Below are 11,025 nucleotides of genomic sequence, written 5' to 3'. Positions count from 1 at the left end.
TGGTGACGATGGAGCGAAGATGCTGTTCGAGCGTGAGAAAGGAATGTACGATCCGAAGCATAGGCCGGGCTGTTCTGCGTTCGTGGGCTGGTGTGAGAGCCGTCTCACGATAACAGAGGAGTACCGGCCTATCTCATGTCCACCGCATCGCACGATGCTCACGCTGAAGTTCAGGAAATCGCCCTGGACGAACGCGAGATAAACACCCCCCGCCCAGACTCAAATAGCCCGAGCCGTAACAGCAGGTATTCGAGGAACATCCGTACTGAGCGGGTGACCTTCGACATCCAGGCCAGACTTCGGTCGTGGCTTCGATGCAAGCAGTAGTCGAGCAAAGGCTCCAACACTCCTGCCGGGGTCAGCAGCGCAGGCAGTTCGGTGTAGACCCCGGTGGAATCGGTGTGAACACGAGCTTTTACAGTCACGAACATGGGGGACCTAAACAGCGAGACGACGCAACAAGTCGGTCGCGCCTTTGAAGCTGACATGGCGCACATGCATGACCAAGTCCACGGCACCGCCTCCGCCGCGCTGGAGCCGGGTGTCGAAGAACTTGGGGCCGCGCAGCAGCAACTCGAAATCCCATCCTTCAACGTTGACGTGGTAGCGCTCGGTGCCGTGCGCCGTCATGGGCTCGAACGTTCTGTCGGCCTTCGCATAACACCCTAGCTTCTCCAGCACCAACAAGGCGTCGAGCTGCCGCCAGCGCTCCAACGTTGAGTTATCCACAGACCGCCTTCCCATTCGCTCCTCCCCCGGACCCCCACCTGCTACTCGTCTTTCGAAGAAAGACGGCTACTCGAAACCCAAAGACGTCGCTGCATTCCGGCCGGATTCTACATTCAATGCATACTTATGGAATAGCTACGAAAACACCGAGGCAAGAAAAAGCCCCTACCGGAGGGGCTTAGAGGACTTTTAACAGCTAAACCACCCTAACTATGCATTGATTGTTGGGGGGAATAAGCATGTCCGGGGCTTTTGCGTGGCGCGGTCAAATCCGGCTCGGCCTCGTCTGGCCCCGCTCAGGCGTGCCGATGACGCTCGCCGCACACAGGGCAGTCCGGCTGCCGCGCGACGCGCATCGTGTTCCATTCCATGCGTAGCGAATCGAGCATCATGAGCCGCCCGACGAGCGGCGTGCCGATGCCGCCGATCACGCGCAGCGCCTCGGCGGCCTGCATCGCGCCGATGATGCCCACCGTGGGCGCGAACACGCCCATCGTCGAGCACGCCACTTCCTCGAACGGCTGATCCTCTGGAAAGACGCAGGCGTAGCAGGGCGTGGCGTCATCGCGAAAATCGAAGGTGCTGATCTGTCCGTCGAAGCGCAGCGCCGCGCCCGAGACGAGCGGCACGCCGTGCTTCACGCAGGCGCGGTTGATCGCGTGGCGCGTGGCGAAGTTGTCGGTGCAGTCGAGCACGACGGTCGCGCCCGGCACGTGCGCGTCGAGCCACGCATCGTCGATGCGCGTTTGCAGCGCGTTCACCTTCACCTCGGGATTCAGGCGCGCGATCGCGTCGCGGCCCGATTCGACCTTCGCGCGGCCGACCGAAGCCGTCTCGTGCATGATTTGCCGCTGCAGGTTGGTGAGATCGACGGTGTCGTTGTCGACGAGCGTGAGCGTGCCGACGCCCGAAGCCGCGAGATACATCGCAGCCGGCGAGCCGAGGCCGCCCGCGCCGACGACGATCGCATGCGCCTCGAGAAAGCGCTGCTGGGCTTCGATGCCGATCTCGTCGACGAGGATATGGCGGGAGTAGCGGAGGAGTTGGTCGTCGTTCATCGCGGTGCCGCTTTGCAGTGCGCCATGGCGTGCGCTTGTTGACTGGCGTTGGCTGGCGCTGCGACAGGCCTTGGGTGCTTCGATGGCCCGGAATACCGTGACGCGCGCCGGGGAATCCAGTGCCGTTATTGTAACGACGCCAGCGGCGGGAGGAGGAGCGGCCCCGCGACCCGCGCAAGACGCGCGGGTCGCGGGGCGGATGCAGCGTGGGTTACTTCGCCGGAGCCGCGGCCGGCGCGGGAGCGGAACCTGCGGCCGGCGCCATGATGAGCGTTGCCGGCTTCACGGCGATCGGCGCCGAAGCCGAGGTCGGCGGCTTCTCTTGCGCGAGGCGGCGCTCCATCGGCGACTTCGATTCGACCACCGGCTTGCCCTGCAGCTTGTTCAGGGCCTGCTGGAGCATGAAGTCGTCGGGTGAGCCGAACTCGACCGGCTTGCGGTCGCGATCCTTCTGGCGCTGCTCCGGCGTCTTCTTGTCGTTCTGCTCCTCGAGCTGGCGCAGCATGTCCATGCGCTCCTGCTCGCGCACATCCTGCTCCTTCTTCTCGTCCGGATCCTGCGTGTTGGCGAGGTGGTTCTGGTAGTCGACTTCGCGCGTGACGAGTGCGTCGTCCGGATCGCCGTCCGAGTACTGGTCGACCGCGACGTCAGGACGGATACCCTTGTTCTGGATCGAGCGGCCGCTCGGCGTGTAGTAGTAGGCCGTGGTCAGGCGCAGCGCCGTGTCGGCCGTCATCGGGCGTACGGTCTGCACCGAGCCCTTGCCGAACGTCGTCTTGCCGACGATGAGCGCACGCTTGGAGTCCTGCAGCGCGCCCGCCACGATTTCCGAGGCCGACGCCGAGTACGCGTTGGTCAGCACGATCATCGGCACGGTCTTGAACTCGGCCGCCTCGCCCTTGAGCGGGTCGCCGTCGAACGAGGGCAGACGGTAGTTCTCGTAGGTGTCGCGGTAGACCTGCTTCGAGTCCGGGATCTGGCCGTTGGTCGAAACCACGACCGAATCGGGCGGCAGGAACGCGCCCGCCACGCCCACGGCGCTTTGCAGCAGGCCGCCGCCGTTGTTGCGCAGGTCGAGAATGATGCCCTTCAGATTCGGCTCCTGGCGCGCGATGTCCTGCAGCTTCTGGGCGAGGTCGGGGACCGTGCGCTCCTGGAAGCTCGTGATGCGGATGTACGCGTAGCCCGGCTGCAGGATCTTCGACTTCACGCTCTGCACCTTGATGATGGCGCGCGTGATGGTGAGCGGGAAGGTGCGGTCGTCGGTCTTGCGGAAGATCGTGAGCGTGACCTTGGTGCCTGGGTCGCCGCGCATCTGCTTGACGGCCTGGTCGAGCGTCATGCCGCGCACGGGCTTGTCGTTGATGCGCGTGATGAGGTCGCCCGGACGGATACCGGCGCGGTACGCAGGCGTGTCTTCGATCGGCGAGATTACCTTGATCAGGCCGTCCTCCGACGAGATCTCGATGCCAAGGCCCGCGAAGCGACCCTTGGTCTGCTCCTGGAGCTCCTGATAGTCGGTCTTGTCGAGATAGGACGAATGCGGGTCGAGGCTCGACACCATGCCCTTGATGGCGGCGGTGAGGAGCTTCTTGTCGTCGACCGGCACGACGTACTCATGCTTGATCTGACCGAACACTTCGGCGAAGAGCCGCAGCTGGTCGAGCGGCAACGGCTCGACGACCGTCTGCTCGGTCTGCTGCGCCGAGGCGGAAATCTGCAGGGTGGCAAATACGCCGGTCGCAAGGCCAGCGGCAATCAGGCCGATGTTTTTCAGGTTCTTTCGCATAGAGGTTGTTGCGTGCGGTCGAAGAGGCGCGTGGCGGCGTCTAATGGAAAAGCGACGGACAAGTATAACTGCACACCTGCCGAGGCTGTGTATATGGCGCGAACGATGCGGATAAGACAGTGCTGCCGCCGCCTGGTTCGCGATGGATGCGCCGCAAACCCAAGCCTGGCGCGGCGCTGACGCGGAACTGGCATTTCTGCCAGTTGAGGGCTCGCAACGAGGGGCTGTCGCAAAAGCGGGAATACGCAACGGATTGTCGCAAGCGGCGCTCGCCTTCGCCCCACGGCGGGAGGCGGGCGAGGCCGCCGGGCGCTCGCCGGCCCTGCGGGCCAGCGGCGCTAGAGTGGTCAATCAGTGGCCGCCCCGCGGCCACAGTTAGCGGCCGATGAGCGGCCAATGCCGCCATCGACACGCAAACGCGCAAACGGGAAACGTCAGCCCGCCTTCTTGCCCTGGTTCGCGACGGCGGCCTGCGCCTTCGCGATGGCTTCGGCGTCACCGAGGTAATAGTGCTTGATGGGCTTGAGGTTCTCGTCGAGCTCGTACACGAGCGGCACGCCGTTCGGAATGTTCAGGCCGACGATGTCGTCGTCCGAGATGTTGTCGAGGTACTTCACGAGCGCGCGGATCGAGTTGCCGTGCGCGGCGATCAGCACCTGCTTGCCCGCCTTGATGGCCGGCGCGATCGACTCGTTCCAGACCGGCATCACGCGCGCGACTGTGTCCTTCAGGCATTCGGTGAGCGGCAGCTCTTCGCGCGGCACGCGGGCGTAGCGCGGGTCGTTGTACGACGTGCGTGAGTCCGTCGGCTCGAGCGCGGGCGGCGGCGTGTCGTAGCTGCGGCGCCAGACGAGCACCTGGTCGTCGCCGAACTTCGCCGCCGTTTCGGCCTTGTTCAGGCCCGAAAGCGCGCCGTAATGGCGCTCATTCAGGCGCCACGAGTGGACCACGGGCAGGTACATGAGGTCCATCTGGTCCTGTACGTGCCAGAGCGTGCGGATCGCGCGCTTGAGCACCGAGGTGTAGGCGATGTCGAACGTATAGCCGGACTCCTTGAGCAGCTGACCTGCCTGCTGGGCTTCGCGGTTGCCCTGCTCGGTGAGGTCGACGTCCACCCAGCCGGTGAAGCGGTTTTCCTTGTTCCACGTCGATTCGCCGTGGCGGATGAGTACGAGTTTGTACATGAAGATGCCGGTCGGTAGTAAGGAAGCGGTAATCGGGGGCAGGAGCGGCGACGCGGCCAAGCCAGCGGCGGCGGCCCCGTCCGGCGGGTGCGCGCCCGGGCCGGGGGGCGGTAACCCTGCGACAAACGCTTATTTTATAATGAGCGGATTGCCCGAATCCGATTTCGCACGATTTCTCCGTTTTCCCACCCGATTTTCACTTCTGCCGGCGGACCCTCCGTGACGTTCTTCACCAATTACATCAATCTTGTACTCATCGCGATCGTCCTCATCTCAGGAGGGTTGCTCCTGTGGCCGTCGCTCAAGCGCGGCGGCCGTGGCGGCGTTTCCACCGCCGAGGCCACGCAGCTCATCAATCGCCGCAACGCGGTGGTGGTCGATCTGCGTCCCGTAGGTGAATTCGCAAAGGGTCACTTGCCTTCGGCACGCCAGATCGAATTTGGCGAACTGGAGGCGAAGATCGGCCAGGTCGTGAAGAACAAGAGCAACCCGGTGTTGCTGGTCTGCCAGACGGGCCAGCAGTCGCACAAGGCGCTGCGCCTCGTGAAGGATGCCGGTTTTGCCGAGGTCCATGTGCTGGACGGCGGCGTGAACGCCTGGCAACAGGCCGGTATGCCGGTCGTCAAACAAGGAGGTTCCAAGTGAGCAAAGTGGTCATGTACAGCACCCAGGTGTGCCCGTATTGCCAGATGGCCGAACGTCTTTTAAAGTCGCGCGGCGTCGAGCACATCGAGAAGGTGCTGATCGACCGGGACCCGGCGCGCCGCGAAGAGATGATGACGCGCACCGGTCGGCGGACCGTGCCGCAGGTTTTCATCGGCGAGACGCACGTGGGTGGTTACGATGACCTCTCCGCGCTCGACCGTGCGGGCGGTTTGACGCCGCTGCTCGAAGCCGCCTGACGTAGCCTGATTTGCAGCCCATGCGCAGTGGGTCCGCGCGCGGGCTGCGCCGCGCGACATAGCGCCGCAGGGTTCCGGCCCGCGCGAGCCCGCAAGGCTCGCGCGGGCTTGTTGCCGTTCATTGCCGTAAAGCGGCGCATTTTCGAGATCTTGATATGTCGCGATAATGCGGCCGTGATCCATTCAATCAGGGAAGCCATACACCATGTCTGACGAGAACAACCAGCCGTTCTTCAATATCCAGCGCATCTACCTCAAGGACATGTCGCTCGAGCAGCCGAATTCGCCGGCCATCTTCCTCGAGCAGGACATGCCCTCGGTGGAAGTGGAAGTCGACGTCAAGGCCGAGCGCCTCGCCGAGTCGGTGTTCGAGATCATCGTCACCGGCACCGTCACGGCCAAGGTCAAGGAAAAGGTTGCGTTCCTGATCGAAGCCAAGCAAGCGGGCATCTTCGACATCCGCAACATTCCGGCCGAGCAGGTGGACCCGCTCGTCGGCATCGCGTGCCCGACCATCCTGTTCCCGTATCTGCGCTCGAACATCGCCGACGCGATCACACGCGCGGGCTTCCCGCCGATCCACCTGGCCGAGATCAACTTCCAGGCGCTCTACGAGCAACGCCTGCAGCAACTCGCGCAGCAGGAAGGCGCGAGCAGCGCCACGCACTGATCGCGCGCGCTCACACGCACGTCGATCGCAGTCTGATCGTAATCTGATCGTCTACACGAACTACCGGTGCGGAGTATCGGAATGAACATCGCCGTTCTCGGCGCCGGAGCGTGGGGCACCGCGCTGGCAGGGCATCTCGCCCAGGCGCATCACACGGTGTTGTGGGCGCGCGATGGCGCGCTCGTCGACGCCTTGCGCAAGACGCACGAAAACGCCCGCTATCTCGCGGGCGTCGCGCTGCCCGACACCCTTCAATACGAAGCCGATCTCGCCGCCGCGCTCGACCATGCGTCGGGCGAGGCGGATCTCGTCGTGCTTGCCACGCCCGTCGCGGGCCTGCGCGACATGCTGCGCACGCTGCGCGACATGGGCCGCGTGCCTGCGCACTTCGTCTGGCTCTGCAAGGGCTTCGAGGCCGAAACACAGCTGATGCCGCATCAGGTCGTGGCCGCCGAACTGCCGGGGCACGCGAGCAACGGCGTGCTCTCCGGGCCGAGCTTCGCGCGCGAAGTCGGCGAGGGCCTGCCCGTCGCGCTGACGGTGGCGAGCGCATCCGCGGCCTGCCGCGAACGCACGCTGGCCGCGTTCCATCACCGCGCCATGCGCATCTATACCGGCGACGACGTGGTCGGCGTCGAAGTGGGGGGCGCGGTCAAGAACGTGCTGGCGATCGCGACCGGCATCTCGGACGGCCTCGGCCTCGGCCTGAACGCGCGCGCCGCGCTCATTACGCGCGGTCTCGCGGAGATGTCGCGCCTCGGCGTCACGCTCGGCGGTCGCGCCGAAACCTTCACGGGTCTGACCGGCCTCGGCGACCTCATTCTCACCGCCACGGGCGACCTTTCGCGCAACCGCACCGTGGGCAAGCAGCTCGCGAGCGGGCGCACGCTCGACGACATCCTCGGCGGGCTCGGTCATGTCGCCGAAGGCGTGCGCTGCGCGCAGGCCGTGCTGGCCCTCGCGCGCGAGCACGGCATCGAAATGCCGATCACCCAGGCGGTATGTGCCGTGCTGTTCGACGGTGTTGCGCCGCGCGACGCCGTGAGCGCGCTGCTCAGGCGCGACGCGAAGGCGGAGTAGGGCGCGTCCGCGCACCGGACGGTCCTGCTGCGCCGTGCATCAAGCACGCAAGGTAGAAGGAGGACCGTATGCTCACCATCGGAAACTGCCGCATCGAGGCGCAGGCTGTCGACATCACCACGCTGGCCGTCGATGCGATTGTCAATGCCGCGAACAGCTCGCTGCTCGGCGGGGGCGGCGTGGATGGGGCGATCCATCGCGCGGCGGGGCCCGACCTGCTGCGCGAATGCGAGACCCTGAACGGCTGCCCGACCGGCGACGCCAGAATCACCGGCGGCTATCGCCTTCCTGCAAGGCACGTGATCCATACCGTGGGACCCGTCTGGCACGGCGGCGGGCATGACGAGGCGCATCTGCTCGCTTCGTGCTACCGGCGCTCGATCGAGTGCGCGCGCGAGGCCGGCGTGGCGAGCATTGCGTTTCCGGCAATCAGTTGCGGCGTCTACCGTTTCCCCGCCGACGAGGCGACGATCATTGCCGTCGCGACCGTGATCGACGTGTTGCCGGAATCGCCCGGGCTCGAGCGTGTGATCTTCGCGTGCTTCGACGCCACGATGCTCGCGCGCTACGAGCGCGAGCTCGTGGCGCGAGGCAGCGCGTAGCGTCACGATCGCCTCGTTTGCCTCAATCACCGCGTTCGCTTCACTCGCCGCCTTCGAACCCCGCCTGGCGCCACGCTTCGAACACCACGACTGCCACCGTATTCGAGAGATTCAGGCTGCGATTGCCGGGTCGCATCGGCAGGCGTACACGCTGCTGCGGGGCGAAGCGCTCGAGCACCGTGTCGGGCAGGCCGCGCGTCTCCGCGCCGAACACGAACCAGTCGCCGGGCTGGAACGCGTGCGCATGAAAGCGCCCCGAGCCGCGCGTCGTGAACGCGAACATGCGCAACGGATCGGGCACTTCGGCGGCGACGAAGGCGTCCCAGTTGCTGTGCACGTGCATTTGCGCGTACTCGTGGTAGTCGAGGCCGGCGCGGCGCATTTTCGTGTCATCGAGCGGGAAGCCGAGCGGCTCGATCAGATGCAGCCGCGCACCCGTGTTCGCGCACAGGCGGATCACGTTGCCGGTGTTCGGCGGAATTTCCGGTTCGACGAGAACGACGTTGAACATGACGATGAAACTCTCAATATCTTGAAAATGCGATGAGGAGGGAGACCTTCAGTCCTTCGGCGTGCGCAGCGCGACGAAGTTGGTCACGCGCCGTGCGCCGGCGGCCTTGAGCGTGTGCGCGAGTGCGTCGAGCGTGGCGCCAGAGGTCATCACGTCGTCGACCACGCCCACATGCTGGCCGTCGAGTGGCCGCGTGAGTGCGAATGCGCGGCCGACGTTGCGGCGGCGTGTCTCGCGATCGAGCTTCGATTGCGGTGTCGTATGCAGAATGCGGCGCACGAGCGTCGCGTCCGCCTGCGTGCCGAGCCGGCGCGCAAGCGGCCGCGCGATCTGCCACGCCTGGTTGTAGCCGCGCTCGATGAGGCGCTCGCGCGAGAGCGGTACCGGCACCAGGATTGCGGGCATGTCACGTTCATCGTGTGTACAGAGCCCGTCTTGCGCGGCCAGTGCGAGGCGTCGCGCGAATTCCTCGCCGAGCGCAAGACGCGCGCGAAACTTCAGGCCCCGCGCGAGCAAATCGAGCGGCGCGCGATAGTCGGCGAGCGCGAGCGTCGCGTCGAATGCGGGCGGCGCTTCGATGCAGGCCTCGCAGCGGTAACGCGCGTGTCCCGCGTGCTGCCTGCGCGCGAGCGGCATGGCGCAGACCGTGCAGCGCAGGCGGGGCTCGTTCCAGTACGCGGCATCGCAGCACACGCAGAGCGTGGTTCGCGACAAATTGCCGCATAATGGGCACAGATTGGGCAGCACGAATTGGGCAAATCGGTGCCACCGCGGCGACCACTGCGCCCGCGCCACGCGCCAGGCGCGCTCGAGACCCGCTAGACGAGCGCGGTGTGCGGCGGGCGGCGGAGCACGCGGTGCATTGCGTTGTGCGTTGCGTGACGAAAGCGGCGGCATCGAGGAACGGCCCGGGCAAGGGCTCGCGTAACTGAAAGGATGGGAGTGAGCGAGTATACTTCGCAGACTTCGCCAATACGACCGACATGTCCCCGTCTCCCGCAAGAACTGGCCGTCCGGACTATGACACCCGGCAACTGCGGCGCATCTTCGATCGCCGCGCGGCGACTTTCGATGAGGTTGCTTTCCTGCCGCGTGAAATCGCGCAACGCATGCGCGAGCGCCTCGAATACATCAAGGTGAGTCCCGCGAGCGTGCTGGACATCGGCTGTGGCCTCGGCAACGACCTGCAGGCCCTGCGCGAGCGCTTTCCAGAAGCGCCCGTGTTCGGTACCGATCTCTCGCTGGCCTTGCTGCGCCGTGCCCGTGAGCACGACGCGGCCGAAACGAGCTGGCGCCGCTTTCTGCCCGCATCGGTGGGGCGTGCGCTCGGCGCGCGCGGCCCGCGTTTTGCGCAGGCCGATTTCGCCGCGCTGCCCTTTGCGCATGGCGCGCTCGAGCTGCTCTGGTCCAATCTCGCGCTGCACTGGCATCCGCGCCCCGATCTCGTGTTCGGCGAATGGCAGCGCGTGCTCAAGGTCAACGGCCTCTTGATGTTCAGCACGCTCGGGCCTGACACGCTCAAGGAACTGCGCGGCGCCTGGGCTGAGGTCGAGGCCACGCACGGTGTGCCGACGCGAGCGCATGTAATCGATTTCGTCGACATGCACGACCTCGGCGACATGCTCGTCGAGAACGGATTCGAGATTCCGGTGATGGACCAGGAGACGCTCACCGTCACCTACAAGACGCCGGAGAAACTGCTCGCCGATGTGCGCCGCTGGGGCGCGTACCCATTCGAGCGCGAAGGTATGGCAGGCATCGCGGCGACACACGGCGCGCGGCGCCTGAACCGCGCGCTCGTGGCGGCGCTCGAGGCGCGCCGCTGCACCGACGGGCCGCACGCAGGCACGATCCCGCTGACCTTCGAGATCATCTACGGACACGCATGGAAGGCGGTGCCGCGCACGACCGCCGAAGGGCATGGCATCGTACGGATCGAGGACATCGGGCGCGGTCCGGCAAGGAATCGGTGAGGCGGTAAGGGGGCTTTCGTTATGCCTGAAATTAGCGCCAGAAAAGCCCCCGAAAGTTTGCTGGAAAATCGCTGAAATGCCCGACTGGCTTGGGTTTGCGGTCGATTGAGGCTTGCTTGTGGGGGCTGGGGATCACGCCTATAATGCGTCAGTTTGCTGCACGGAAGGGACCCCAAAATCCGTTGTGGCAAGTCCAGATCTCCCCGTAGTTGTGCGCAGCACGGAGCGGCGATAGTCTGGGGAGGTTGCTGTGGGGGAAGCGAGCGATGCAGGTATCTGATCTGCTGGCGAGTGCGGAGCCGGTCCTGCAGGACTGGACGATGAAGCGCAACTGTTCGGTTTCGCCCAGGCAATTCGTGTTTTTCTATGTTTCGCTGGCGCTGGTCTCCATCGCGATCGCCGTTCTGTTGTTGATCCACGGCGCCTGGCTGGTTTTGCCGTTTACCGGTATCGATCTGTTGGTAGCAGGTGGCGCGTTTTTCGTGCACGCGCGCCATGCTGTCGATTACGAACGTATCAGGCTTTAT

General features: G+C 65.3%; 14 protein-coding genes. 8 read left to right on the top strand and 6 right to left on the bottom strand.

What is annotated here, in order from left to right; all coding sequences use genetic code 11:
- The coding region (locus VMJ11_RS08410; protein WP_325618828.1) for a hypothetical protein at positions 1-202 on the top strand (202 nt) is incomplete at its 5' end.
- 236 nt (positions 203-438) lie between these two features.
- On the opposite strand, the gene VMJ11_RS08405 is transcribed toward VMJ11_RS08410, so the two are convergent.
- The 4 genes from VMJ11_RS08405 to gpmA form a co-directional block, all read right to left on the bottom strand.
- Positions 439-714: a hypothetical protein gene (locus VMJ11_RS08405; protein ID WP_325618826.1), complete on the bottom strand. Its 276-nt coding sequence runs from the start codon at positions 712-714 to the stop codon at positions 439-441.
- 311 nt (positions 715-1,025) lie between these two features.
- Positions 1,026-1,787, bottom strand: coding sequence for a molybdopterin-synthase adenylyltransferase MoeB (locus tag VMJ11_RS08400; protein ID WP_325618824.1), 762 nt, complete (start codon positions 1,785-1,787; stop codon positions 1,026-1,028).
- A gap of 211 nt (positions 1,788-1,998) precedes the next feature.
- Positions 1,999-3,576, bottom strand: coding sequence for a S41 family peptidase (locus VMJ11_RS08395; protein ID WP_325618822.1), 1,578 nt, complete (start codon positions 3,574-3,576; stop codon positions 1,999-2,001).
- Positions 3,577-4,010: 434 nt separating this feature from the next.
- Positions 4,011-4,760: a 2,3-diphosphoglycerate-dependent phosphoglycerate mutase gene (gene gpmA, locus VMJ11_RS08390; protein WP_325618820.1), complete on the bottom strand. Its 750-nt coding sequence runs from the start codon at positions 4,758-4,760 to the stop codon at positions 4,011-4,013.
- A 219-nt stretch (positions 4,761-4,979) separates the two neighbouring features.
- Between gpmA and VMJ11_RS08385 the strand changes: the two genes are divergently transcribed.
- The 5 genes from VMJ11_RS08385 to VMJ11_RS08365 all read left to right on the top strand — a co-directional run bounded on the left by VMJ11_RS08385 (position 4,980) and on the right by VMJ11_RS08365 (position 8,014).
- A complete protein-coding gene (locus VMJ11_RS08385; RefSeq protein ID WP_325618818.1) occupies positions 4,980-5,405 on the top strand; it encodes a rhodanese-like domain-containing protein in 426 nt (141 codons plus the stop codon).
- A complete protein-coding gene (gene grxC / locus VMJ11_RS08380; RefSeq protein WP_133185323.1) occupies positions 5,402-5,662 on the top strand; it encodes a glutaredoxin 3 in 261 nt (86 codons plus the stop codon). The genes VMJ11_RS08385 and grxC overlap by 4 nt, the downstream gene beginning before the upstream one ends.
- Positions 5,663-5,867: 205 nt before the next feature.
- Positions 5,868-6,332 (top strand): protein-export chaperone SecB, encoded by a 465-nt coding sequence (gene secB / locus VMJ11_RS08375; RefSeq protein ID WP_325618815.1) that lies wholly within the window; start codon positions 5,868-5,870, stop codon positions 6,330-6,332.
- A gap of 81 nt (positions 6,333-6,413) precedes the next feature.
- The gene (locus tag VMJ11_RS08370) at positions 6,414-7,412 is read left to right on the top strand and encodes an NAD(P)H-dependent glycerol-3-phosphate dehydrogenase (protein ID WP_325618813.1); all 999 of its coding nucleotides are present in this window, start codon (positions 6,414-6,416) and stop codon (positions 7,410-7,412) included.
- 68 nt (positions 7,413-7,480) lie between these two features.
- Positions 7,481-8,014: an O-acetyl-ADP-ribose deacetylase gene (locus VMJ11_RS08365; RefSeq protein ID WP_325618811.1), complete on the top strand. Its 534-nt coding sequence runs from the start codon at positions 7,481-7,483 to the stop codon at positions 8,012-8,014.
- Positions 8,015-8,054: 40 nt separating this feature from the next.
- Here the strand turns inward: VMJ11_RS08365 and trmL are convergent, their stop codons facing one another.
- Both trmL and VMJ11_RS08355 read right to left on the bottom strand, forming a co-directional pair.
- Positions 8,055-8,525: a tRNA (uridine(34)/cytosine(34)/5-carboxymethylaminomethyluridine(34)-2'-O)-methyltransferase TrmL gene (trmL, locus tag VMJ11_RS08360; protein ID WP_325618808.1), complete on the bottom strand. Its 471-nt coding sequence runs from the start codon at positions 8,523-8,525 to the stop codon at positions 8,055-8,057.
- A 48-nt stretch (positions 8,526-8,573) separates the two neighbouring features.
- The gene (locus tag VMJ11_RS08355) at positions 8,574-9,239 is read right to left on the bottom strand and encodes a ComF family protein (RefSeq protein WP_414694342.1); all 666 of its coding nucleotides are present in this window, start codon (positions 9,237-9,239) and stop codon (positions 8,574-8,576) included.
- 269 nt (positions 9,240-9,508) lie between these two features.
- Here VMJ11_RS08355 and VMJ11_RS08350 point away from each other — a divergent pair, with 269 nt between their 5' ends.
- Entirely contained in the window at positions 9,509-10,498 is a 990-nt protein-coding gene (locus VMJ11_RS08350) for a methyltransferase domain-containing protein (protein ID WP_325618806.1), read from the top strand.
- A 266-nt stretch (positions 10,499-10,764) separates the two neighbouring features.
- Positions 10,765-11,025 (top strand): DUF2244 domain-containing protein (locus VMJ11_RS08345; protein WP_325618804.1); only part of this gene is annotated, 261 nt, incomplete at its 3' end.

The organism is Paraburkholderia sp. (genome assembly GCF_035501035.1).
Classification (GTDB): Bacteria; Pseudomonadota; Gammaproteobacteria; order Burkholderiales; family Burkholderiaceae; genus Paraburkholderia.
This window is presented reverse-complemented; position numbering and strand designations above follow the sequence as displayed.

Excerpts from the sequence above, each read along its gene's own strand:
- gpmA (WP_325618820.1), bottom strand. The coding sequence starts at position 4,760 with ATGTACAAACTCGTACTCATCCGCCACGGCGAATCGACGTGGAACAAG.
- secB (WP_325618815.1), top strand. The coding sequence starts at position 5,868 with ATGTCTGACGAGAACAACCAGCCGTTCTTCAATATCCAGCGCATCTAC.
- VMJ11_RS08395 (WP_325618822.1), bottom strand. The coding sequence starts at position 3,576 with ATGCGAAAGAACCTGAAAAACATCGGCCTGATTGCCGCTGGCCTTGCG.
- VMJ11_RS08400 (WP_325618824.1), bottom strand. The coding sequence starts at position 1,787 with ATGAACGACGACCAACTCCTCCGCTACTCCCGCCATATCCTCGTCGAC.
- VMJ11_RS08370 (WP_325618813.1), top strand. The coding sequence starts at position 6,414 with ATGAACATCGCCGTTCTCGGCGCCGGAGCGTGGGGCACCGCGCTGGCA.
- trmL (WP_325618808.1), bottom strand. The coding sequence starts at position 8,525 with ATGTTCAACGTCGTTCTCGTCGAACCGGAAATTCCGCCGAACACCGGC.
- VMJ11_RS08350 (WP_325618806.1), top strand. The coding sequence starts at position 9,509 with ATGTCCCCGTCTCCCGCAAGAACTGGCCGTCCGGACTATGACACCCGG.
- VMJ11_RS08365 (WP_325618811.1), top strand. The coding sequence starts at position 7,481 with ATGCTCACCATCGGAAACTGCCGCATCGAGGCGCAGGCTGTCGACATC.